We start from the raw sequence: 24,067 nt of genomic DNA, 5'->3' as shown, positions 1-24,067 counted from the left end.
ATTTTCTATTACCTCTTACTATTTAGAACTTGAATTCTAATCTTTAATACATGATCAAACAAGGTGATGCGACATCTTAGCTAACCTAATTAAAAGGGGAGCTAAGAGCTAGTCGGTACCTTTATCCAATATTATGCGCTGCAACGTCTACCATATTTTGATAGCGACCAATCACCCGGTCTACTCGAAAATGCTCTGCTTCAACTATTTTCTTGACGCGTTCCACCGCTAAGTGGACTTCGTCATTCACAACAGCGTAATCATACTCGCTCATGAGTTTGATTTCCTCACGCGCTTTCTCCATTCGCTCGTTGATCACAGCTAAACTGTCAGTCCCGCGACCACTCAGTCTACCGCGTAATTCATCTAAGTCTGGCGGTGTTAAAAAGATAAATACGCCATCAGGTACTTTTTCTTTGACTTGTAGCGCACCTTGCACTTCAATCTCAAGAAAAACATCTTTACCTTGGTCAAGCGTTTGATTGACATACTCTAGGGGCGTACCATAATAGTTACCGACATATTCGGCATATTCAAGCATTTGCCCAGATTTAATTTTCTCTTCAAACGCTTCTCGCGTCGTAAAGAAATAATCTTTTCCGTCTACTTCACCTGGCCGCTGTTGACGTGTCGTCATCGACACTGAATAGTCAAATTGGTGTTGGCTCGATTCGAAAATCGCTGCCCTTACTGTGCCTTTACCGACCCCTGAAGGGCCAGAAAAAACAATGAGTAATCCACGTTCTGGCATGTTCACGCTCTTTCTTTGCAGGATATCATAAAAAGGAGATGTCCTTTTCATAAATTTATGAGTTATTTTACCTATTTTAACACAATTTCTTTAATTTGAAAAGCTGCTTGACCAAAGTAATTATTATGTCACTAGATGGCCTAGCTATCTATATGACTCCTTTTAAAATCAGTAATCAGGCAACTATCTGAGTCAGCAAAATCAGTAAATAAAAACTTGGATTGATTCATTTAATCAGTCCAAGTTGTTACTTATTCAGTTATTTTGCGTAATCAATGACGCGTGTTTCACGTATCACTGTCACTTTGATATTTCCTGGATAGTCCATATCGTTTTCTATTTTTTCTTTGATGTCATGTGCCAACACCGTCATCTTATTATCCGATAACTTGGCTGGGTTTACCATAACGCGAATTTCACGTCCAGCCTGTAAGGCAAATGACGTTTCTACGCCTTCAAATCCGTTAGAAATTTCTTCCAGATTTTGCAATCGCTTGATATAGTTATCAATCGACTCACGACGCGCACCAGGTCGAGCAGCTGACAAAGCATCTGCTGCTGCAACTAGGATAGAGATGTTGTTTGTTGGTTCTGTATCACCATGGTGACTGGCAATCGCATTAATCACAACTGGGCTTTCCTTATACTTCTTAGCTAACTCAGTGCCAATTTCAACGTGACTACCTTCAATTTCGTGGTCTAGCGCCTTACCAATATCATGTAAGAATCCTGCACGTTTTGCAAGGGAGACATTTTCACCCATCTCACCAGCAAGATTTCCCGCAAGATTAGCGACCTCGATCGAGTGATTCAAGACATTTTGGCCATAAGACGTTCTAAAATGGAGACGTCCCATAATCTTCATCAGATCCGGATGTAAGGTATGCGCACCTACTTCAAACGCTGCCTGTTCGCCGTACTCTCTGATTTTTCGTTCTAGATCTTTACGATTCTTCTCGACTAATTCTTCTATACGTGCAGGATGAATACGACCATCTTGTACGAGTTGTTCCAAAGTCAATCTCGCGATTTCTCGACGAATTGGATCAAATCCAGATAAAATAACTGCCTCAGGCGTATCATCAATGATGACATCAATCCCAGTCAATGCTTCAAATGTTCGAATATTACGACCTTCACGACCGATAATCCGACCCTTCATACCATCATCTGGCAAAGTCACAACACTGACTGTTTGTTCACTTACAAAATCACCCGATACACGTTGCATGGCAAGTGTAATGATGTTTTTTGCTTTTTTATCAGCTTCTGCTGTTGCTTTTTCTTCACTAGCCCGAATCAATTGTGCCATTTCTTTCGATAATGACCCTTTAGTTTGGGTTAAAATAATTTCTTTTGCTTCATCATGACTTAAACTTGCAATACGTGCTAGTTCAGCGGCCTTTTCTGCTTCAATTTGCGATAATGCTTCTTCGCGCTTGCTGAGCGTGTTAGTTTTGTTTGATAGATTTTCTTCTTTTGAATCTAGAGATTGTTCTTTACGCGTCAACGTATCATCCTTACGATCAAGAATTTCTTCACGCTGTTTCAGACGTTTCTCTGATGCTTTTAACTCAGTCCGAGTTTCTATAAACTCATTTTCTATCGACTCACGACGTTTTTGGCCTTCTTCTTTTAATGCTAAAATCTTTTCTTTTTCAAGATTTTCAGATTCTTTCTTAAGAATTTCAGCCTCGACTTTCGCCTGTTTCGTGAGCTCATTCGCTTTGCGTTCAGCTTGTTCAATTAAGCTCTGACTATCTGCCTGGGCACTTTTTAATTGTACATTCCGAAATACAAAACCAATTCCTAATCCAATCAACAAGGCAATGATGCCAGCAATAAGTGCTCCAATCATTGTATTCCTCATTATTTTCTATTATCAAGTTCCACTAAAAGCAACGACTTGAACAATATAGCAAATCCAATAATTCATATCTCTTTCCAGTTACTTTTTTACCTTAGCAGTTCGCATAACGCATCTCTGATAAGGCAGAAATCGTCACTAAACTTTTCTATAAGTCTACTGTTCAAACAACAAACATACCACCTATTTGGCAACTTAGTATCACTGACCAACTTGATATAGCTTCTTTATTATTTACATTTGATATAGGTTATTTTCATCATACTTTTTTAAGGAAACTTAAAAAATTCGTGTACATCAGCTAAAGCCATGCACACGAATTAATTATATCATATTATCGCGTTTTTCACAAAAGCGCGCTTAAAATTTCTACTTTATCTAGTTTTTCCCATGGTAACTCGACATCTGTCCGACCAAAGTGGCCATAGGCAGCCGTTTGACGGTAGATTGGCCGTTTCAAATCAAGCATTTTGATGATACCAGCTGGACGAAGATCAAAGTTTTCTCTAATTGCACCAATTAGCAACTCATTTGATACTTTACCTGTCCCAAATGTGTCTACATGAATCGAGATAGGTTGGGCAACGCCTATTGCATAGCTTAATTGAATTTCAGCCTTTTCTGCGAGACCTGCGGCCACAATGTTTTTTGCAATATAGCGTGCTGCGTACGAAGCAGAACGGTCTACTTTTGTTGCATCCTTGCCTGAGAAGGCACCACCACCATGATGGGCATACCCACCATAAGTGTCCACGATAATTTTACGACCAGTCAAGCCAGAATCACCTTGAGGACCACCGATAACAAAACGGCCTGTTGGATTGATGAAATACTTGGTTTGATCATCTAACAACTCAGCAGGAATGACAACTTTAATCACTTTGTCGATCACATCGGCTTTGATTTGTTCGTTAGTTGCATCTGGTGCATGTTGGGTTGAAATCACGATGGTATCAATCCGTTTGGCAACATCATTTTCATCATATTCAACAGTCACTTGACTTTTCGCATCTGGACGAAGGTAAGCAATCTCACCTGTTTTACGCAAATCTGCTAGTCTTTTGACTAATTGATGTGATAGCGAAATCGCAAGCGGCATATATTCTGCAGTCTCTTTGTTGGCATAGCCAAACATCAACCCTTGGTCACCAGCTCCGATAAGATCAAGCGCATCTTGCTGGTCATTACCTCTGACTTCAATCGCTTCATTGACCCCTTGGGCAATATCTGCTGATTGTTCGACGATAGATGGATGAACACCGACTGTCTTATAGTCAAAGCCAAAACTCGCATCAGTATAGCCAATTTCTTTAATCGTCTGTCTGACGATTTCGTCGATATTGACATAAGCTGTTGTTGATATTTCACCAAATACATGGACAGATCCAGTATAAACAACTGTTTCTGCCGCGACGTGTGCATCTGGATCCTGTGTTAGAATCGCATCTAAAATCGCATCTGAAATTTGATCTGCAATCTTATCTGGATGTCCTTCTGACACACTCTCGCTTGTAAATAAGTTCTTCTCTGACATAATTTTTCCCCTACTTTTCTTTCTATTTAGGTTACAGGAAACGGCGCTATGGAAAGGTTAGCGCCACCTTCGGAAAGTAACAGTCCTATTCTACCACTTCATTGTGCATTTCGCCATCATTTCCGGATAATTCCATGATATAATTTAAACATGATAGACATTAACGATATTCTTGAAAAAAATCCCTGGCTAGTCAGTGCTTCTGCTGTCGAAAGCAGCGCATCAACTCAGCTTGACGCAAAAAACGACCTCGTCGATAAAAAATTATTTATCGCTGATATGCAGACCAATGCCCGTGGCCGTTTTGGCAGACAGTATCTCGCCTCTAAAGGCAACGGTATCTACATGTCACTTGTTCTCAACGTATCTGAGGAAGTCAAAAACTACACGATTTTAACAGCTGCTGCTATCGTGACTGCTATAGAAAAGCTAACAAATAAAAACCCTCAAATCAAATGGGTTAACGATATTTATCTCCACAATAAAAAAATAGCAGGTGTCCTAGTTGAATATCTGATATCTAGTCAACAAATTGTCATCGGCATCGGCTTAAACTTCAACAGTTTTGACTTGCCGATCGACTTAAGGGAAAAAGCTAGCTCACTATTTTCGGATGATGCTCCCACGATCACACGCAGTGACTTGATTGCAGAAATATGGGCTCAATTTGATAAACTAAGATCTGATGATGCCTTTTTCAACATTTACCACGCCCACTCCTTCATCCTTGGTAAAACCGTCGAATTCGAAGAAAATGGTCAGCTAATAAGTGGTACAGCAACAGATCTGACAGAAACAGGCGAGCTGATTGTCAACACTGGCGGCCTCATAAAAGTCCTCTCTTCTGGAGAGATTTCCTTAAAAAAATGGCTCTGAGCTTATCTTTCTCAGAGCTTTTTTTGTTATGCTCATCTGTTTCAGACAGGCTTAATTCTTGATATTTAATCTAATCCATTTGTCTGCTTTATAAGCAATGAACGCCTTACGCATCAAAAGAAGACTCCAAAATCCAGTCAAAAAAGATTGCCCTGTAAACAAAGCATCTGCAAAAAACCAGGCATAGATTATCGTACCAATACTAAATACATAAAATTGTTGTTTAATCATATACCTATAGTGTAACAAATTACAGAAATAATTCAATTCAAGCGTCCTCAAATCCTTTATTCGGCTCAGTAACGTTATAGCCTTTTTTATAGTGATACTTTGAGAAATCCCTAACAGCAGGTCAATCAAAAATGATGCAAGATTTTCACTTGCATCATTTTTTTATGCTGTCATTTCCTCTGCTTCCTTTTCGTCTTCCAGCCAATGCTCTAGGAGTTCTGCAAAGTTTTCATACATGATATGTTTTGTTTGTGCAATCTCAGCCCGATGAAATTCTTTATTGCCAATAAAAATTTCTGCAATCTTCTCTTGATTATGCCCAAGTTGCTTAAGTTTATAGACCATCTGTGCTTTGTTCATACATCGTCTCCTTTATTCTTAAACTGTTTTAGAAAGCGCTTACTATAGTTTTTATTATAACATAAAAACGCCCAAATGAGCGTTTAAAGTATGTCTATTAAATCCTTTGCGATGTTCTCTGGTTTTTTAGCTGACCCATAGCGCTTGACAACTTTACCTGACTTGTCTACAAGAAATTTTGTAAAATTCCATTTAATATCTGCGGTCAAGGCACCCGTTTTTTCACTTTTTAAGTAGGCATAGAGCGGATCAGCAGTTTGACCATTGACATCAATTTTTGCGAACTGAGGAAAGGTCGTATGATAACGTAACTCACAAAATTCAGCAATCTCTTCGGCGCTTCCTGGGGCTTGATCACCAAATTGATTACAAGGAAAATCTAAGATCGTAAAGCCTTGATCTTTATAGGTGTCATATAAGTCCTGTAATCCCTTATACTGCGGCGTAAAGCCACATCCGGTAGCCGTATTGACAATGAGGAGTGTTTGTCCCCTATATGCTGATAAGGAAATTTGCTCTCCCTTATTATCTTTCACTGTATAGTCATATATATTCATAACTACATTATACACCTATTTTGTTAGATCTATCCGTTTTGAAACTTGAACAACGATCACACTACCGATAAGTAAGGAAACTAACTCACCCAGGCCAGTGGTCAACCAAGTTAAAAAGAAGGGTAAATCCAGCATAATGCTAAGTTCTGCTGCAACTGTCACCATAGTCAATGAAAAGAAGATGGCAAAATAGAGAAATGCTTTATTTGTTAATCCACCCAATATGTCTTGCTGCATGTATCTTTTAAACAGATATACGCCCAATGTTACAAATAATAAGGTTGATAGACTACCGACAAAAACATCAACCAAGGTACTAGATATATAGTTTGAGATGACACAGCCTATGGTGACTGCCCAAATATATTTCTTATTGTAGAAGGCTAAAAAGTTAAATAACTCGGATAGCCGAAACTGAATCGCGCCAGAGCCAAGCGGCCCCAGGACAACTGTTACGATGACATAGAGCGCAGCAACAACTGCTATCTGAACCATGTCAATAACTTTAATTTTATTCAAATGAATCTCCTTTATCGCTCCCGCGATTTTAATATGCTCCGTCAAAGTGAGAAAGTACGAAGGGCTCGTTACAAGCAATATCTAGTATAGCAAATTCCCCTTAATAATGATATACTTTTTAACATGAAACATAGCCTTAAAAACATTGCAAGTCAGCAAGTCGTCACCTACCTTGTTGCTGGTGTTGGGACAACGATCATTTACTTTATCATCAAAATGTGCCTATTTTCTACTACAGAAAACGGCGTTATTTCTGAAATCGTCGCTCAAGGTATCTCTATCTTATTTGCTTTTTTTACAAATAAATTATGGGTATTTGAAAAAACATCAAATCGCTTCTTGCATGAATTTATCAAATTTGTTATCAGCAGACTACTTGTCCTTTTATTGTCGGTGATAGCAAATTGGTACTTTGTAGATAGGCATCCTCAGCTCTTAGTTAAGACCCTTTCCTTGAACTTGAAACAAAGCGTCTTTGTCCTCAGTCTATTTTTACAGGTGTTCACCATTATTTTGAATTATATTTTTTCAAAGTTTTTGATTTTCACAAAAAAATAAAGAAGATACAAAAAATCCGGCTCATCATGAGCTGGATTTTTCTTCATTTTTTTTACTATTGACACTCTTGATGATATCTACGATTTCCCCACGTCTTGTTTCAATCTTACTATTGCGTTTCAAATATACAGCATTTAAAATGGCACCGAATATCAAGACTTTGGCAATAAAGATGAACCAGAGCATGAGACCGAAGACAACTAAACTACCAACAATTTTAAAGTCTTGCATCGCCTCTGTTGTCCGACCAATATATTTACCAAACACATTCGTTAAAAATGTCAGGACAAAGGTCGAAAATAGTGCACCAGGCAGGACATATTTGAACTTACGAATCTTAACATTTGGCATGATAAAATAAAGCAAAGACAAGGCACAAAAAACAGTTAGCGCTACTGCTGGTATCGTCATATTATGTAATGCTGCATATAAGTGCTTATCAAATTGGATAGACCGATAGATACGCTCAAGCACCAGTTGCCCAAAAGTTGATAGGAAAACAGCAACAAATAGAAAAATAATGATCGCTAAACTAGCTAGAATTGAAAAGAAATGGCCGACTAGGAAATCCCTATGATCCTTGACACCATATGACTTATTCATGGCCATCTGCAGACTTGTCATGGCTTTTGAAAACGTCCAAAAAGCAGTGATGACTGAGACTGACAAGAGACCCGCACTCGGTCTTGATAAGATATTTTCAACGATGCTAGCAACCGTTGTGTACAGTTGGCTCGGTAAATTATCCTGCAACAAGCCTAGAATAACTGCTGTATCCAGATTTAGAAACGGGAGAATATTCCCAACAATCATGAGCAAGGGAAAAAGCGATAGCAGTAAGTAGTAAGCGACTGCAATACTGGATAAATTCATCTCGGCTGACTTGTAAAAAGCCAGAAAATAAGTCAGACGCTCAGATGCTAAAATTTTCTTGATTAACGCTTTCATACAAGTTTAGCCTCCTCCTGCTCCCCACGATTTAATAAGTACCTTCCTCGCCTTGGCTTGTCAAGATCACAGGCCCATTTTTAGTGATGACGAATTGATGCTCATATTGGCATGAAAGACTCCCATCAAGTGTAGTATAGCCACGCTCGTTTGACGGATGATCAATTTCCCAGTCTCCGGTATTGATCATTGGTTCGATGGTCAATACCATGCCTTCTCTTAGACGAAGACCTTTACCCGGCGTCCCATAATGAGGTACCATCGGCTCTTCATGCATTGTTGGTCCAACGCCATGCCCAACAAGATCTCGAACCACACCATAGCCAAAACTTTCAGCATAAGCTTGAATGGCATGCCCGATATCACCAATACGATTACCGACTTGTGCCATTTCGATACCACGATACAGACTTTCCTTAGTCACCGCCATGAGCTGCTTAATTTCATCAGATACGTCACCCACTGCATAAGCCCAGCAAGAGTCAGCAACTCCACCGGTAAAGTTATCGGCTAGCGCTTTCATGGCCATGCCATCGTCAAAATTCGCCCGACTCATGTCAATACCGCCACCTGTTCCGATGACCATATCTACTTTGATTAAGTCACCTGACTTAAGGATATGCCCCTTACGAGGAAAGCTGTGTGCCACCTCATCATTTAGGCAGCAACAAGTCGCATAAGGGTAGGGATTAACATTCCCTTCATCCACACCAATTTGGAGTGGAATTGCATTTTTTTCTTTACATACACGACGAACATACTGCTCAATATCCCACATATCAACGCCTGGCTTAATTATCTCACGTAATCCGATGTGAATACCTGCTAGTACGTCAGATGCATCTTGCATCATGGCAATTTCTCTTGGTGATTTTAATGTTATCATTTTTTATAAACTATCCTTCTGTTTTTTAGACTACTCTTATTTTAGCAAATTTACTATCGCTTTAATAGCGTTATTATCGGTAAATGTCTCTTTATTGTTGTAAAAGATAGCATTTTTTGACAACATGTCCTTATTGTGTCACTCTGGTATATAATTGCTGATAAATAGCAGAAAACAAGCAGAAAACTTGATTTTTTAGGTAAATTTGGTATAATTTCCTTAATATAAAATTAAAAATTGGAGATTATAATGGCTTTAGCTAAGATTGTATACGCAAGTATGACTGGGAATACAGAAGAGATCGCTGATGTTGTAGCGGAAAAACTTGAAGCACTCGGTCTAGAAGTTGATATAGATGAGTGTACAACTGTTGATGCATCTGACTTTCAAGAAGCCGACGTCGTAATCGTTGCATCTTATACTTACGGTGATGGTGAGTTACCTGATGAGATTGTTGATTTTTACGACGACTTACAAGATTTAGACCTAACAGGTAAAATCTTTGGTGTTGTTGGTTCAGGTGATACATTCTACGATGAGTTCTGTAAATCAGTAGATGACTTTGAAGCTGCGTTTGCAAAAACATCAGCAACAAAAGGCGCTGATAGTGTCAAAGTTGACCTTGCTGCCGAAGAAGCTGATATCACTAAACTAGAAGCTTTCGCTGAAGCATTAGCTGCTAAAGTTAACTAATATCAAAATATGAACATGAGGTAGCTAGATTAGCTACCTCTTTTTTATATGTTTGAGAAATATAACAGACTAGTAAAAAATGTGCTTGCATCTTCGTGCAAACACAATTTTTACTTAATTCGAAGGAGCAGTGCATTGATTGCCACAATCACAGTACTTAATGACATCAAAACTGCACCAAATGCAGGACTAAGTACGATACCAGCAAACGCAAGGACTCCAGCTGCTAGCGGGATTGCAACAAGATTATATCCTGCCCCCCACCAAAGATTCTGTTTCATTTTTGATGTCGTATGTCGTGCCAGCTTTAAAAATTGAACACTATCATTAGGATTACTTTTGACTAGCACAACATCAGCAGCGTCAACTGCGATATCAGTACCTGCCCCTATGGCAATACCAATATCAGCTCGGACGAGACTAGGTGCATCATTAATCCCATCCCCAACCATCATAACAGGCTTACCTTGTTCTTGATATTGACGGATGATCGCCTCTTTATCCTCTGGTTTTAATGCTGCTTTGAAGGTGTCAATCCCGAGTAAATCAGCCACCCTTTTAGTAGCGCTTTTGTTATCCCCTGTCAACATAATAGGCTCAATAGCCATTTTCTTAAACTGCGTGATAGCTTGTTTGGCTTCGGGCTTGATTTGATCACCCTGCACAACAAGACCAACTAGCTGGTCGTCAACAAGTAATAAACTCATTGAATTGCCTTGATTCTCAACTTCTTTAATCAATGCTTGATCATAAGCAATATGTGTTTCCTTGAGATATCTTAGATTCACAAGCTTCACTCCCTTACCATCCAAAGTAGCCGAGATCCCAGTGCCAGCAATATTTTTCAAGTTCTCTGCTTTTGGTATAGACATCCCCAACGCTTTTGCCTGCTCAACTATACTAAAAGCAAGTGGGTGTGTACTACTTTGTTCTAAGGCAGCCATCATCTCAAGTACTACGTCATCGCTATATCTCTTATCAAGACTTTGGTAATTTATCACGGTAAAGTTACCATCAGTTAACGTCCCAGTTTTATCCATCATAACAACCCTGATTTTGGGCGCCTGCTCAAGCGCCTTGCGATTTTTAAGCAACAATCCATTTTGTGCAGCTAGTGATGTTGAGCGAGCAGTTACCAATGGGATGGCCAAACCAAGTGCATGCGGACAAGCAATGATCAATACCGTGACCATTCTCTCTAATGCTACATTTGCATTTTGGGTAATCAATAGCCAGGCAAGAAAAGTGATCAAGCTAACAAAAACGGCGATGTAGAAGAGATATTTTGCCACCCTATCTGATAGGGACTCAATTTTTGATTTATCACCTTGTGCATCCTGGACTAATTTGATGACTTGTGATAAATAACCTGATGCTCCGGTTGCAGTCACCTCAACGCTAATCGTTCCTGACCCATTCACAGAACCACCAATCACCTGACTACCAACAGATTTACTGACTAATTTCGCTTCTCCTGTAATCATTGATTCATTAATCGTTGTCTCACCAGAGATGACAATACCATCAGTCGGTACCTTATCGCCCGCTGAAACTAATACCTTTTGGCCCTTTGTCACTTTAGCCAAAGCAACAGTTGATAGGTTCTCTTTATCATCAATTAGTTTCGCTTCATTTGGTAGTAGTTCCGCAATTTTTTGAACGGCATTTCCTGCTTTTGCAACTGCATGCATCTCTATCCAATGTCCTAAAAGCATAATCACAATCAGGCTAGCAAGTTCCCAGAAAAAATCCATGACGTGTTCACCGTGCGCCAATATAGTGTTTTGAATGAAGGCATATACACTATAAAAATATGAGACCGAAATACCAAGGGCAATTAATGTCATCATCGCTGGATTTTTCATCGACAATTCCATTTTTGCACCAGATAAAAAGGGCATCCCACCATAAAAATAGAGTAGCGTTGCCAGCCCTAAAACAAGCCATTCAGACCCATTAAACTGGAAAGAAAAAGGTAAGTCAATCCCCATCATTGGTGACAACAATAAAATGGGTATGGCCAAAATAAGAGAGATGAAAAATTTCTGTTTCAAATTCCCCATATGCATCATGGCGTGATCCATTTCACCATGCATCTCTTTGGTATCATGCACCATCTGGTCGTGCGTCATCTCCATGTCCATATGGTGCATCTGACCACTATGGTGGTGTCCACCATGACCATGTTGATCTGGTATGTGATTCTTTTCTTCTTGCGTTTTCATTTCTACCTCCCTTAATTACTGGCATGTTAGGTTGCCTTATAATTAAAGTTTACAACTGTAAACTTTAATTGTCAACTATTTTATATGACAAAAGAAGTTATGTAGTCGGCAAATACAAAAAAAGCCCCCAAAAAGGGGGACTTTCAAATAACCTAATGATTAGAAGTTTGGATCTACTTTGATACCAGGACCAAATGTAGTTGTAACTGTCAAGCTTTCGATGTAAGTTCCTTTAGCAGTTGCTGGTTTAGCAGCAGTGATAACTGAGTTAATCGCTTTAAAGTTTTCAACTAATTTTTCAGCTGAGAATGATACTTTACCAATTGCAACGTGAACGATACCAGCTTTTTCAGCACGGTAAGTTACTTTACCAGCTTTGATTTCTTCAATCGCTTTAGTAACATCCATCGTTACAGTACCAGTTTTAGGGTTAGGCATGAGGTTACGAGGTCCAAGAACACGACCAAGACGACCTACAACAGCCATCATGTCTGGCGTTGCAACTACAACGTCAAAGTCAAACCAACCACCGTTGATTTTTTCAACGTATTCCATTTCGCCAACATAGTCAGCACCAGCAGCTTTAGCTTCTTCAGCTTTTTCGCCTTTAGCAAAAACTAAAACTTTAGCTGTTTTACCAGTTCCGTTAGGCAATACCATTGCGCCACGGATTTGTTGGTCAGCTTTTTTAACGTCGATGTTAAGGTTGTAAGCAACCTCAACTGTTGCGTCGAATTTAGCAAAGTTAGTTTCTTGTGCTAACGCGATTGCTTCTTCAGCTGTATATACTTTTGTTGCTTCTACTTTTTCTAAAGCAGCACGCAATTGTTTGCTTTTTTTAGCCATTATTCTTTCTCCTTGTGGTATTAACGGTTGCAAGCAACCTTCCACCGCTTCATCTTATGTCGATCGGGTGGTTTTTAAGTATTCAGACCTAAATCTGAACATGTCATTTTTAAGCTGGTCGGTCAAGCAAAACAATAGGTTCGCCTAACGCTAGCAATAAAAATTAACCTTCGACAGTGAATCCCATAGAACGTGCTGTTCCTTCGATCATGCGCATTGCAGATTCGACAGATGACGCGTTAAGGTCTTCCATTTTTGTTTCAGCGATTTGTTGTACTTGTGCTTTGGTAACAGTTGCCACTTTAACAGTGTTTGGTGTACCAGAACCTTTTTCAACGCCTGCTGCTTTTTTAAGTAAAATAGCTGCAGGAGGTGTTTTAGTAACGAAAGTAAATGATTTATCTTCATATACTGAGATAACAACTGGGATGATCATACCAGCTTGGTCAGCTGTACGCGCATTAAATTCTTTTGTGAAGCCCATGATGTTAACACCAGCTTGACCAAGTGCTGGTCCTACTGGTGGAGCTGGTGTTGCTTTTCCGGCTGGAATTTGCAATTTAACGATATTTTGTACTTCTTTAGCCACGATAATTTCCTCCTATTAATGATTTCTTACGAAATCTCTTCTCGTGATGTGGTTTAATGGGCGGATGCCCTCCCACGCAGTATACCTTTATTTCAAGCATACCGTATTATTATACTGCTATCAAGACCATTTGTCAAGTGACTTTTTTACTAGGCTTTTTTAGCCTAACCCTTTGCTATCTGCTATTATTTTCTCAACCATTTCTGCTGCTGAGCTATGCTGATTGAAAATCACTTCGTTTTCAATCCCTAAGTAATCTTTTTCAACCCACCAGCGCCGCATCACATCTGCTCCCCACTGCTGACTTTTTTCTCTGGTCTGATGTCTACGAACGGTTTCATCAAAGGGAATATCTAAATAATAAGCTGTCATATCAGCGCCATAGGCTGCTAGTAGCTGCCGCAACATATTTTCATAGATAGCTGTATTTAATATCCCCTCAATGATAACGAGGCTTACCTTCCCCTTGACAAACAGGGCAATATGCGCCATCAAGTCAGGCGTTAAATTACCAACTCTATCTTTGACATTTAACATGCCTAGCCGAATCTCGTCCTGAGGGATGAGCATGACCTCCCCTCGTTCAAAATAAGCACGAACTTGCTTGGCAATCGTTGATTTGCCACTCGCAGAGTTTCCACGTATCACGATTAACTTAGTTTTCAAAACAGACCTCTTCCTTAAATTGGTAGACCTGATTATACCACTTTTTGATGTTGAGATCTATCTACTAACAGGACATGATAAAAAAATTTACGGATAAGGTCTCGCTTAAGCAAGAAAAAAGAGCTGCATGATTTAACTGTATCACAAATAAAGGGTGAGGATACTCTAGCGCTTTCCTGTCCGCTACATGTTTTGTTTTACTAAAGACACTATCTATTTTCAGATAGCCTAGTAACCCTGTCTTTTTACAAGTCCACTTCTCGTTTCATTCTAAGCATGGCAAGCTTTTGCCACCCCATTAGCAGTAACATACCACCAAACAAACCTGTTAGAAACACTAGAGTTGACCGATAATCTCTTTTTTGACTATCATTCTGTGCTTTTTTCTCTGGCGTCATATTTTTGGCTACAATTGGCTTGACAAAGAAATCATAGATTGCAGTCGTATCTACGCCTACTGTTCTAGTATTGGCCAATACTTTCGAAAAATTTGTATAGTAATTTTTGATTGCATCCAAGTCATATAGCCCTGTATCTGCTAAATAAGTCGTATTATGCAATACTTTTTGAGCATCGGCTTGCGTTGTATTAGCAGAAACAAGTAACCGTTCAAACTCACTTGAATTATCCTGAACTGACTGCGCATTTTCTACAATACTTTGACTCGCTTCATTGCTGCTCGTAATTAATGCATTAAGTTGGTCATTAAGCTCATTCGCATTATTAACGTATAGCGCAGACCCATCAAAATTAGGCCCATCAACATTTTTCAGCTCAAGTAAGCTTGCTTCTTTTACTTCCCAACTACTATAGATGTTATCGATACTAGATAGGGTATCTGTATGCCAAAATTCATACTGTTGGTAATTTGTATCGATCAAATGAGTCATTTGGTCATACCAATCTTGAAGTGACTGCAGAGTTGTTGGGAAATAGTCTTCAGGAAGTTTAACAGCCAAACTTAGTTGATCTTTTTCTAGCGATTCGACTACACTATCTATTTGTTTTATGAGCGCTATCACTTGCTTTATTTTCTGCTTACCTTGCTTACGAAACGCAGCAACATCTTTTTTACTTAACTTATCGGGTATGCCAGCCACAGTGATATTACCATAAATATTGAAAATCGAATCATCTGTGAAATTTTCAAACTCCTCCTTGCTTTTCACATCAGACAAGTCTGTATAGGGTTTTTCCGGATCTGCATAGAAAGTACCGATTAGATTAGCGGTCAGGTCTATTTTATTGAACAGATTAGTCAATTTGTCAAACTGTTCAAGTCCGACATACTTAGCATAGTTCGTTAACTTACCTCTTGGTCCAAAAATAAAGGTCAACATTGCGCTATAAATCGGGGTATCATTTTGTGAATTTTTCCAAGTCACATCAAAACTTTTAGTGTTCTCCCCATCAAGCGTTACGATTAACGTAATCGTATAGTCGACACTATCGTCAGACCTATTGTCAAGTACAAGTTCCCTATCTCCCTTAACCTGTCGAGTATACCTTGATTTACTTTTACCATTCTCTTTTTTAGATTTTTCAGGATCTGCCGGATCTACCGGATCTACCGGATCTACCGGGTCTACCGGGTCTACCGGGTCTACCGGGTCTGCCGGGTCTGCCGGGTCTGCCGGGTCTACCGGGTCTACTGGGTCTACTGGGTCTACTGGGTCTACTGGATCTACTGGATCTACTGGATCTACTGGATCTACTGGATCTACTGGGTCTACTGGGTCTACTGGGTCTACTGGGTCTACTGGGCCTACTGGGCCTACTGGGCCTACTGGCGTCCTACCTGTTTCCTCGATCGTAACATCTGATATTGAGCTCGAGAGGGCATTAGATGTATATATTGTCTGAGGTGGCACTTTTACAGTTATTTTTTGTGTCATTGTATGCTTAACTACATCATCTTCACCTGGCATTTCAGCAAGGACAACCTGACCAGGCGTTAACTCATAAGCAGTTGCATAATTTTGAATGACGTTTAGTGCATTTTCATAGCTTGTCTTTGTTTCAGGACTAATAGACCCATTCGCCAAAAGTGTCTGTAATTTATAATCTGAAGCATTCACAGAAATTTGGCTAACCAATTTTTGAATTGATTTTACCGCTTTTTTATCCTCAGTTAACGGTAAATTAGCTTCCTTTACAAACGACGTTTTAATTTTATTTGCTAAAGCTTTTCGAGCAAAATCAGATGTCATTGATTTTTTAACCTGCTCATGATAATTATCATAATTATCTTTAGTGATCGATAGATCAGCAGAAAAGAACTGGGCATAAAGCTCTTTTTCAACAGTTAAAAGTGCATCACGTTTACTTGCCAACTTACCGATTTGAGTAGACACATCTTGCTGCGTTTCCTCAGTCGTCTTGTTATACGTTTTCACCTTATTTTCTAACTGACTAAAACTTGCCTTATATGCTTCAAAGGGCTCGTCACTCTTACTATCTCGTTTCAGTGGACTAAGTAAAGTAACGCGATCTACAAAGTTAGTATTTTGACTTGTAAACTGTGAAAAGTAGTATGCTTGATTTTCTTTGGCTTGACTCTCAATTCCTTGATTCGCATTCAATACATTTTGATTCCCAATTTGCCTTTGTAAGTCAAAATAATCATTAACATATGATCCCTGTTTAGTAAAGCTATCACTTGTTTGCAAAAGCCTTTTCGTCGTCATATCCGTGAAATTATTAAGCGTTGAGATAGTCGCTTGATTCACGTTTTTTAGACCATCTGCTCCAGAAATAAGCAGATTATAATTAGGGATGCTATCAGTAAATGGCATTTTTACTTGACCGATTAAGTTGGTCACAAGTTTTGTATTTTTACCAATGACACTGTCCATACTATTTTCCGCTTCAGCAACGTTGCCTGCAATACTTGCATAATACATTTTGACAATATCTTGATTAAACGCATATAAAATAGACGCAACCTTATTGCCCAAAACGGTATCAAGTAAGTCATCTGATTGGTGTTGAACCTTGTAATCCACCTTGGTTTGCGTTGGGGAAATTTCCTGTAAGGATAATAGATCACGTGAAAAAGACTGTGGTAGATAAATAATCGCATCCACAGCATTTTCCTTATACGCTCGGTCTGCGACTGAACGGGATACCACTTGCCAGTTGTAACGCTTGTCATTAGACACTGAGTCAACAAAACTTTTTCCCAGATTATAAGTTACTTGATTAAAAGGCACTGGAAAATCTTCGTTGACAAGCGCAATCGTTGGCCTTGAGAGCTTCTTTTTTACCGCCGCTGACTTTTGATTGATCATGATCAATGTCCCAACCAAAGCAATAACTGCTAACACCAAAATAGTCATGACAATATTTTGAAGTCGTGCCAACTTTTCGGCTAATTTATAGTAATCCCGCATTCTGCTACTTTCCTTTACTTCTGTTCCACCATGTTGCGCATGACATGACGTGCTGTCACAATTCTTAAATGATCATAAACATCACTTTTGAGACATCGTATTTTTCAACGCCAATTAACAGCCTCAATTTTAAAAAGGCGCATGTGACAAATGATACTAAATGTCTTATGGGTCGATAGGTAATCGATCCTACCGATAGACTAACGCTAATCTGCCAAATCACGAATTGAGGCAAAAAGATCTTCTTCTTCAACTGCTTCTAGCGCTGTAGCTTGTTTAACACCGTCATCAATATCTTTTTTCGCTTCAATTTCAGAGTTACGTCGCTCGATTGCGGCATCAATATAGCTTATAAAAAGCGTGTCATCATCATCAGTAAATCCATGAAACATGACTTTTGAAATTTGCTCCTCATTAAAATACACCAAAGAGTCTTCAATTAATCCTTGTGGATAGAGGAACGCACCATAATCATAATAATTTTCCTCCACCAACATCCCACGTGTAATAATTATTAGTTTTTGTGTTGTTTGTTTTAGAACAATGATACTTCCCAAAGGAAGAAATGTCGTTTTGTTTGTCATTTGTTTGACCTCTATCTTTCGTCATGTAACGCAATTATTTTTTGAAGTTTAGCTGAGTAATACTTATGGGGAAGTGTTCTCGCTAGATACCAGCCTAAAAGAATAGGACCCACTAACCAAATTACCACATTAAGTAAAGGGAACGGCGTATTCCCACCTTTCCAATTATCGATAGTTGTACCAGCTACACTAATCAACACAAATAGAACCACAGTATAGGCTACATAAACAGATATAATGCCACCAAATGGTGGAATAGAAAGTAAATCTGTCTCCATTTTCACTTGTTCAGAGTGCAACACATCTTTTCTCGCACGTTGGTACCCTTTCAAATGCATATACCATGTACCAAATAAAAATAGCAAGGCACCTAAAGATAAAATTGATGTTGCTTTTAACTCAAAGGTACTTTTCCAAGCAGATGATATAATCACAGTTGCTGCTAAAATCTCTATTAGCATATAAACTAATCCTATAACTGAAATCGCAATACACAGTGTAAAATTATCTTCACTATATCTATTCACAATTTTTGGCAGATAGAAAGTAAACAGAATGCCTATTACCAAGGAGAATAACCCTACATATAAACTAGATAGCAGTGAGGGATTACCATCATATAAAAACAAAATCAAAACACTCATTACCTACCTCCCATAGCCAAATACGGGTTGTGTAAATCGACCTGATAATTTTGTTAACCCAACTAATCTCTTAGCCGTTGGGTTATCCGATGCATTATCTTCAAAGACCGTATCATGAATGTATTCAGCCAAATTCAATTTGTATCTATTAGTTTCTTTTCCCATTTTTTTTAACCTTTATTTCTTCGTTATGTAACGCAATTATTTTTTCAATCTTAGCTGAGTAGTACATACGAGGTAATGTGAGTGATAAATACCAAACTAAAATAGTTGGAATTATAAGCGAGATAATTATATTAATAATAGGAAATGGTGTAATAGTTAATTTAATTTTATCTGTTGTTGGCCCAACAAATATTATCATTAAACCCATTAAAACAGTAAATGAAGAGTAAATAGCAACAATCTTACCGAATGGTGTTGCATCTAATAGTGTTTTCCCGTCAATCATTTGATCATATAATACATCTTTTTTTTTGACAAAATAATAAGCCTGAAAATACATATACCATGTTCCTAATAGAAATACTAATGTTGCTAAAGTCATAATCATTGTTGATTTAGGTATAAAATCACTTTTCCATATAAGTGATATGGATATTGAACTAGAAAAAGCTTCTACCATCATATATATAACTAATAAAAGGACGAATACATCGATTATAAAATTATCTTCAACTTGCTTTTGTATCACTTTAGACAAAACGAAAGTAACAATGATACCTACAAATAAAGAGAAAACACTTGATAAAACCTCTAATTTTAAAGGTGCTGATCCCTCATATAAATAAGTAATGAATATACTCATTCTCTATTACCTCCCATAGCCAAATACGGGTTGTGCAAATCGACCCGATAATTTTGTTAACCCAACTAATTTCTTAGCCGTTGCTTTATCCGATGCATTATCTTCAAAAACTGCTTCATAAATAGGATCAAGAACCATATTGCTAGCCATCTTTTTAGCAGTGCTATCTACTGTTGCCTGACCGTAGGCTAAGGTAATTTGTTTTACCGCGAATTTATCTAGTTTTGCACCTTCCGCTAGATGAGGTAACAGTTGTGAGGTTAAAACATTCTTATTATGACTCATGACACTTACTGCTTTAGACATCGGATTGCCAAAAACAATCTCAGACCCACTAAAAGCGGTTTTGAAAATCGGTTTCACTTGACCAATCGTTCCTTTTGCGACACCTGCATTTACAAGTTTGCCATAAGCTGCACCACTGCCTACGACTCCTGCTAAAATACTTGTCCCAGTCCATATTGTTTTTGCAGTATTTTCATTTAGCCCCACATCTTTTAAATACCCTACTACATAATTTGTTGTATTCCCTGTATTAATTTGCCTAACATCTGACGCAATATCGACTGCTGCTGGCAAGGATGAAATGATCAGCGCTGCCGCAAGCGGTGCACCTGCGCCACCTGTTGCAACCGTGATTAATGCACCAGTCAATAGGAAAAAAACATCTCTCCCCAAGTTGTCCCAGCCCTTTTTTTTCGCTGCGGCCTTTTGTATCTTTATTTGATCTGCCTTATAAGCCTTGCCTATGCTCTGCCAATTCTCCTGAAACGCTTTTTGATTAGCCTTATTACTGGCCGACTGGGCATTACTCTTAAAGGCATTTAGAAAATCAGGTGTCATTAATGCATTAAAACTACCTGGACTATAGGCATAACCTCGAGGTACCTTCACTGTCTGTTTTATGAGAGATTTCGTTCGTGCGATGAGATCCTGGACTTGATCAAATCCTGGGTCATGTTGTTCATAGGTCTCCCACTTCTCTTTCAGCTTTTGCGCTATTTCTTTCATCTGATCCATCTCTGTTGCGACACGACCAAGCCGATTGCCTCCTGCACCACCTAGCCAGACAAGATCATCTACTTCGCTTGAAATCGCTTTTAGTTGTCTCTCCAATTTAGTAAAATCAGATCGATGAGCCGTTAACTGACGGACATGTGCATCCAAGTCTTCTTTTACAAGTTTAAAATTACGGTTACTATCTACTGCTAAATAACCTTTAACATATTTCCCTAAAGCCATTTGGTAATTGTTCAGAGCCAATTGCAAGGCTTGAATTAATGTCAGATGCACTTCTCCAATATAAGCTTTCATGCCGTCTGCTGCTTTACCTTTAATCGTATTCGTCCTGATCAATAGATTAAGGGCTTGATTCAACTCTCCCAAAGGTTCAGTCCTATTCCTCAAACCACTTGATATCCTTATGGCAAGGTCAGTTAACGCATCATAATAAAGTTCATCGTTTCTCATTTACTCCCCTCCCTATCTGTTTGCTGAATATTGACACCAACTTGTCTGAATTCCTGTAAATCTTTCTCTACCATTTCACCGTAAGCAGAAATTAATCTAGATAAGTCATCATAAATCTGAAAAATGGTTTGGATATGAGCCACTTTTAGATGAGACGTGCTTGTATTTAAGCCATTTTTTACACCCGATACTTTAGCAGTTATCTTACCAACTTGCATCGTTAGCGTTTCATATCCTTTACTATCTAATGTCTGTTTTGTCATCCTAACCCTCCTATGAAAATGTCACAATGGCTAAAGCTTGTACTTTTTTACCTGGGTCATCGATTGACCAAGCAAGCCTATACATTTTTCTTCTACAAATCGAGATTACTTCTTCTATTTCGGGGGCTACCATTCTCAATTGTTTTGATGCGTGTTGGTAGTGTTCATTAAACTGACTGCTTTTTACTTTACCAGACCAATTCTTACTGCCCGCAGCATTAAACTGGGTGAAATTTAAACCATAAACCGAATACACTAGTTTCTTCAACCTGTTTATAGTCCGATTCAATCGTCTAATCTGATTAATTTTTTGCGAATCACTCATAGCTAGTTTCCTTTCTTGATACCATGCACATGTCTAACTTTTAATTTTATGGCTTACTGATTTTTTATATTTCTGTTTAAGTTCATAAAAGGGATCATACGGATGTTCACTTTTCTTTGGGACATCAGTCGTTTTAGTACTCACAAGTAAACTGGGTTCCTTTTCACGTGCATTTGTATCTTCAGTAGTCATGGACACCTGTTTTTTTTGAGGTGCATCTACTATTTTTTTAATCTGCTCTTTAGTAAATGCCATGTCCAACTCATCTTCATATCCTTGATGAACAACTTCAGTTATTATATCTGTTGAGATAATCATCGTTTTATACTGACTATTTTGTCCATAAGGATGTGGAATACCTGCATATCCCGACACGATCTCACCCTTTTTTTCTGAAACCCACGAGAAATAATGATGTAATAGCTATCATCATTTATAATTTTTACAGCTGTCCCCAATGGGAGAAGCTGTGATTTTTTATCAGACATCATCTAAACCTTCTTCTAATTTTGGTAGCTTGATTTTATCATAGGCTGAACCACCTCTTAAAACAAAATAGCATGCTTGATTATCAAACTCAGGCTCACTTGATAATCCTGAGCCTTTGATCAATGCACTATCATAAATTCTTGACCCAATCAATCCGCTAAATTTTAACTGTCTAATGGCTTTTGGCACATCATCAAAACTTTTAGAGATATACTCATGTGGGCCGAAGATTATTATATCTAAGCCAGCTTTATACGTATTTTTAAGTAAAACCATAAAATCACTCGCTGAAATAGCCGTCTTTTTGATGAAATCTTGTATATTCGAAATGACTAGAATAACACTTTCCCCTACCTCATGTCTTTTAAGCAACTGTCCATAACCTACCATGCCTTTTATGATTTCTCTGGCTTCATTTTTATCTGTAATGACTGTAACATTCTGAGATAGAGTAGTCTGATCTATAGTCTCTTCAAAACTTTCGTTAAAGTCTATTAGCAATACCTCTGTTTGCACTTTTGAAATTTGTCTCAGTAAAAGTTGTTGAAACAGACTGTTTTGATTGTCATCCATCGGTGCAAATAGAAAATATGGCTGCCGACCTGGGATAAAGCCAAGACTATCGGTTGTTTCATAGGACATGCCTAATGGCAGTTTTTGTTCATTTTGCCACTGAATGACTTGTGATAATCTATCAAACCCCTCAATTGTCAACTCCGCCGGTACCATCGGAATCTTAGCGGGTCGCGGTCCTGTCCAGTTCTGGTTTAATTGGGCGACTGCCTGTTCAAGATTAGCGAGTAGGTCAGAATCATTTTTACCAGCGACTGGCAGATAAAACTGGATAGCGGTAGGTAGTTCACGCATAACTTGACCACGACCAAATAGATCAGTCTGACCCAATTTGTCGCGCCCCATAATTGTTGCAACATCATTTTCATCATTCAGGTAAAGCAAGAACTTAGTGGAAATATTACTCATCATATTCGGCCTAATCGCACCAACTCGACCTGCTGTTAGGATAAGATAAATCCCTAATCCTGCACCATCACGTAAAAGTTGAATTAAACGTGTATCAATTTTATCTTTACGAGGATCATTTTGATCTATGCTATCATAGCTATCTAAAATCGTCAGTATGACTGGTAATGTGTGTGTCGTTTTTGTTTCATATTGGGCAAGACTTGCAACTCCTATCTCTTTAAAAAGCTTTTTACGCTTTGCAAGCTCAGATGCTAATTTCGCCAACATTTTCTGCAGTTTTTCATCTTCCTCTAATGTCACGATATCCGCCACGTGCGGTAGATCTTTGAGTGGCAATAGGCCATTTGTTCCAAAGTCAAGTAGATTAAACTGAACTTCTTCAGGTGTATTTTGTCGTGCCAGATTCATGACTAGCGTTTGCAGTACTGTACTTTTACCATAACCTGGACTTGCGAAAATGACTGTATGTCCTTGTTTTACTAAATCAAACAAATAGACTTCTTGTGCTTGTTTAGCTGGTATGTCAAGAAAGCCAAGTGGGATCGCAAGCATTGGACTTTGACTATTTTGCGTTATTTGAACGATAGGTGTCACTATTTTTTCAGATAAATTTGCTAACCAAGGTCTATCTGGCATGAGGTATGCTCGCTCTTTAAAACAGCTCCCTATGGCATCAATCACTGCATCAAGCTGACTTGGCAAGTCACTTGTATCCTTACCTTGCACGACTTCCTCAGTTGGGTCATACATCAGCTCATACTGGCCTAAGGCATTGATGCTAAAGATGCGCTCATCGACTTTTGCTTCGTTTTCCACTTCAGGATTATAAGGCACACCTGCATAGCCACTTTGAAACAAATCATACACCTCATTTTCGCCTACCCTTAGGTAACCACGACCTGGATTAGTGATATGGGCTGCATCAGGTGTTTTGAGCAATTCATTTGAATCCTGAACACCTGCCATCTTAAGCGCAATTTTTGATCTAGAGTTGGCTTCAAT

The 24,067-nt window shown here is 38.7% G+C and carries 26 protein-coding genes and 1 riboswitch; of the genes, 3 read left to right on the top strand and 23 right to left on the bottom strand.

What is annotated here, in order from left to right; all coding sequences use genetic code 11:
- Window positions 1-121 precede the first annotated feature (121 nt).
- The 3 genes from gmk to metK all read right to left on the bottom strand — a co-directional run bounded on the left by gmk (window position 122) and on the right by metK (window position 4,152).
- A complete protein-coding gene (gene gmk, locus RU86_RS07140) occupies window positions 122-751 on the bottom strand; it encodes a guanylate kinase (protein WP_096814721.1) in 630 nt (209 codons plus the stop codon).
- A gap of 259 nt (window positions 752-1,010) precedes the next feature.
- Window positions 1,011-2,609, bottom strand: a complete 1,599-nt coding sequence (gene rny / locus RU86_RS07135; protein ID WP_096814720.1) for a ribonuclease Y — start codon at window positions 2,607-2,609, stop codon at window positions 1,011-1,013.
- A gap of 355 nt (window positions 2,610-2,964) precedes the next feature.
- Entirely contained in the window at window positions 2,965-4,152 is a 1,188-nt protein-coding gene (gene metK / locus RU86_RS07130) for a methionine adenosyltransferase (protein WP_096814719.1), read from the bottom strand.
- A gap of 150 nt (window positions 4,153-4,302) precedes the next feature.
- Between metK and RU86_RS07125 the strand changes: the two genes are divergently transcribed.
- Entirely contained in the window at window positions 4,303-5,028 is a 726-nt protein-coding gene (locus RU86_RS07125) for a biotin--[acetyl-CoA-carboxylase] ligase (protein ID WP_096814718.1), read from the top strand.
- Window positions 5,029-5,079: 51 nt separating this feature from the next.
- Here the strand turns inward: RU86_RS07125 and RU86_RS07120 are convergent, their stop codons facing one another.
- The 4 genes from RU86_RS07120 to RU86_RS07105 all read right to left on the bottom strand — a co-directional run bounded on the left by RU86_RS07120 (window position 5,080) and on the right by RU86_RS07105 (window position 6,695).
- Window positions 5,080-5,259: a DUF3272 family protein gene (locus tag RU86_RS07120; RefSeq protein WP_096814717.1), complete on the bottom strand. Its 180-nt coding sequence runs from the start codon at window positions 5,257-5,259 to the stop codon at window positions 5,080-5,082.
- Between the two features lie 162 nt (window positions 5,260-5,421).
- On the bottom strand, window positions 5,422-5,619 hold the full coding sequence (locus tag RU86_RS07115) for a hypothetical protein (RefSeq protein ID WP_047916040.1): 198 nt from the start codon (window positions 5,617-5,619) through the stop codon (window positions 5,422-5,424).
- 83 nt (window positions 5,620-5,702) lie between these two features.
- On the bottom strand, window positions 5,703-6,176 hold the full coding sequence (locus RU86_RS07110) for a glutathione peroxidase (RefSeq protein WP_096814716.1): 474 nt from the start codon (window positions 6,174-6,176) through the stop codon (window positions 5,703-5,705).
- 15 nt (window positions 6,177-6,191) lie between these two features.
- Window positions 6,192-6,695: a QueT transporter family protein gene (locus tag RU86_RS07105; RefSeq protein ID WP_096814715.1), complete on the bottom strand. Its 504-nt coding sequence runs from the start codon at window positions 6,693-6,695 to the stop codon at window positions 6,192-6,194.
- Window positions 6,693-6,789, bottom strand: a riboswitch (PreQ1 riboswitch). It overlaps the preceding gene by 3 nt.
- Before the next feature lie 29 nt (window positions 6,790-6,818).
- Between RU86_RS07105 and RU86_RS07100 the strand changes: the two genes are divergently transcribed.
- Complete coding sequence (locus RU86_RS07100; protein WP_096814714.1) at window positions 6,819-7,253, top strand: GtrA family protein; 435 nt, start codon at window positions 6,819-6,821, stop codon at window positions 7,251-7,253.
- Between the two features lie 24 nt (window positions 7,254-7,277).
- Here the strand turns inward: RU86_RS07100 and RU86_RS07095 are convergent, their stop codons facing one another.
- Together RU86_RS07095 and RU86_RS07090 are read right to left on the bottom strand one after the other, a co-directional pair.
- The gene (locus RU86_RS07095; RefSeq protein WP_096814713.1) at window positions 7,278-8,201 is read right to left on the bottom strand and encodes a YihY/virulence factor BrkB family protein; all 924 of its coding nucleotides are present in this window, start codon (window positions 8,199-8,201) and stop codon (window positions 7,278-7,280) included.
- A gap of 31 nt (window positions 8,202-8,232) precedes the next feature.
- Window positions 8,233-9,087, bottom strand: a complete 855-nt coding sequence (locus tag RU86_RS07090) for a methionyl aminopeptidase (protein WP_047916044.1) — start codon at window positions 9,085-9,087, stop codon at window positions 8,233-8,235.
- Between the two features lie 249 nt (window positions 9,088-9,336).
- Between RU86_RS07090 and RU86_RS07085 the strand changes: the two genes are divergently transcribed.
- Window positions 9,337-9,780: a flavodoxin gene (locus RU86_RS07085; protein ID WP_096814712.1), complete on the top strand. Its 444-nt coding sequence runs from the start codon at window positions 9,337-9,339 to the stop codon at window positions 9,778-9,780.
- A gap of 110 nt (window positions 9,781-9,890) precedes the next feature.
- Here RU86_RS07085 and RU86_RS07080 read toward each other — a convergent pair whose 3' ends face one another.
- The 14 genes from RU86_RS07080 to RU86_RS07020 all read right to left on the bottom strand — a co-directional run.
- Window positions 9,891-12,005 carry a copper-translocating P-type ATPase gene (locus RU86_RS07080; RefSeq protein ID WP_245810497.1) on the bottom strand — a complete coding sequence of 705 codons (2,115 nt, stop codon included), beginning with the start codon at window positions 12,003-12,005 and terminating at the stop codon, window positions 9,891-9,893.
- A 159-nt stretch (window positions 12,006-12,164) separates the two neighbouring features.
- Window positions 12,165-12,851, bottom strand: a complete 687-nt coding sequence (gene rplA / locus RU86_RS07075; protein ID WP_047916046.1) for a 50S ribosomal protein L1 — start codon at window positions 12,849-12,851, stop codon at window positions 12,165-12,167.
- A 163-nt stretch (window positions 12,852-13,014) separates the two neighbouring features.
- Complete coding sequence (gene rplK, locus RU86_RS07070; protein ID WP_047916047.1) at window positions 13,015-13,440, bottom strand: 50S ribosomal protein L11; 426 nt, start codon at window positions 13,438-13,440, stop codon at window positions 13,015-13,017.
- Between the two features lie 159 nt (window positions 13,441-13,599).
- Window positions 13,600-14,106 carry an AAA family ATPase gene (locus RU86_RS07065; RefSeq protein WP_096814711.1) on the bottom strand — a complete coding sequence of 169 codons (507 nt, stop codon included), beginning with the start codon at window positions 14,104-14,106 and terminating at the stop codon, window positions 13,600-13,602.
- Window positions 14,107-14,351: 245 nt separating this feature from the next.
- Window positions 14,352-17,498: a type VII secretion protein EsaA gene (gene esaA / locus RU86_RS07060; protein WP_096814710.1), complete on the bottom strand. Its 3,147-nt coding sequence runs from the start codon at window positions 17,496-17,498 to the stop codon at window positions 14,352-14,354.
- A gap of 206 nt (window positions 17,499-17,704) precedes the next feature.
- A complete protein-coding gene (locus RU86_RS07055; protein WP_096814709.1) occupies window positions 17,705-18,082 on the bottom strand; it encodes a DUF4176 domain-containing protein in 378 nt (125 codons plus the stop codon).
- Between the two features lie 11 nt (window positions 18,083-18,093).
- Window positions 18,094-18,726, bottom strand: a complete 633-nt coding sequence (locus RU86_RS07050) for a hypothetical protein (RefSeq protein ID WP_096814708.1) — start codon at window positions 18,724-18,726, stop codon at window positions 18,094-18,096.
- A gap of 3 nt (window positions 18,727-18,729) precedes the next feature.
- Window positions 18,730-18,891 carry a hypothetical protein gene (locus tag RU86_RS12080; protein WP_179296240.1) on the bottom strand — a complete coding sequence of 54 codons (162 nt, stop codon included), beginning with the start codon at window positions 18,889-18,891 and terminating at the stop codon, window positions 18,730-18,732.
- Window positions 18,875-19,534, bottom strand: coding sequence for a hypothetical protein (locus RU86_RS07045; protein WP_096814707.1), 660 nt, complete (start codon window positions 19,532-19,534; stop codon window positions 18,875-18,877). The genes RU86_RS12080 and RU86_RS07045 overlap by 17 nt, the downstream gene beginning before the upstream one ends.
- A gap of 6 nt (window positions 19,535-19,540) precedes the next feature.
- Window positions 19,541-21,004, bottom strand: coding sequence for a T7SS effector LXG polymorphic toxin (locus RU86_RS07040; RefSeq protein WP_096814706.1), 1,464 nt, complete (start codon window positions 21,002-21,004; stop codon window positions 19,541-19,543).
- Entirely contained in the window at window positions 21,001-21,267 is a 267-nt protein-coding gene (locus tag RU86_RS07035) for a hypothetical protein (RefSeq protein ID WP_096814705.1), read from the bottom strand. The genes RU86_RS07040 and RU86_RS07035 overlap by 4 nt, the downstream gene beginning before the upstream one ends.
- A gap of 10 nt (window positions 21,268-21,277) precedes the next feature.
- Complete coding sequence (locus RU86_RS07030) at window positions 21,278-21,592, bottom strand: hypothetical protein (RefSeq protein ID WP_096814704.1); 315 nt, start codon at window positions 21,590-21,592, stop codon at window positions 21,278-21,280.
- Between the two features lie 33 nt (window positions 21,593-21,625).
- On the bottom strand, window positions 21,626-21,967 hold the full coding sequence (locus RU86_RS07025) for a DUF4176 domain-containing protein (protein WP_218839035.1): 342 nt from the start codon (window positions 21,965-21,967) through the stop codon (window positions 21,626-21,628).
- A gap of 105 nt (window positions 21,968-22,072) precedes the next feature.
- A partial coding sequence (locus RU86_RS07020; RefSeq protein ID WP_179296239.1) for an FtsK/SpoIIIE domain-containing protein occupies window positions 22,073-24,067 on the bottom strand: 1,995 nt, incomplete at its 5' end.

The sequence above is a fragment of the Pseudolactococcus piscium genome (assembly GCF_002441695.1).
Classification (GTDB): Bacteria; Bacillota; Bacilli; order Lactobacillales; family Streptococcaceae; genus Pseudolactococcus; species Pseudolactococcus piscium.
The sequence above is the reverse complement of the archived record's forward strand: the minus strand, read 5'-3'. Positions and strand labels throughout refer to the sequence as shown.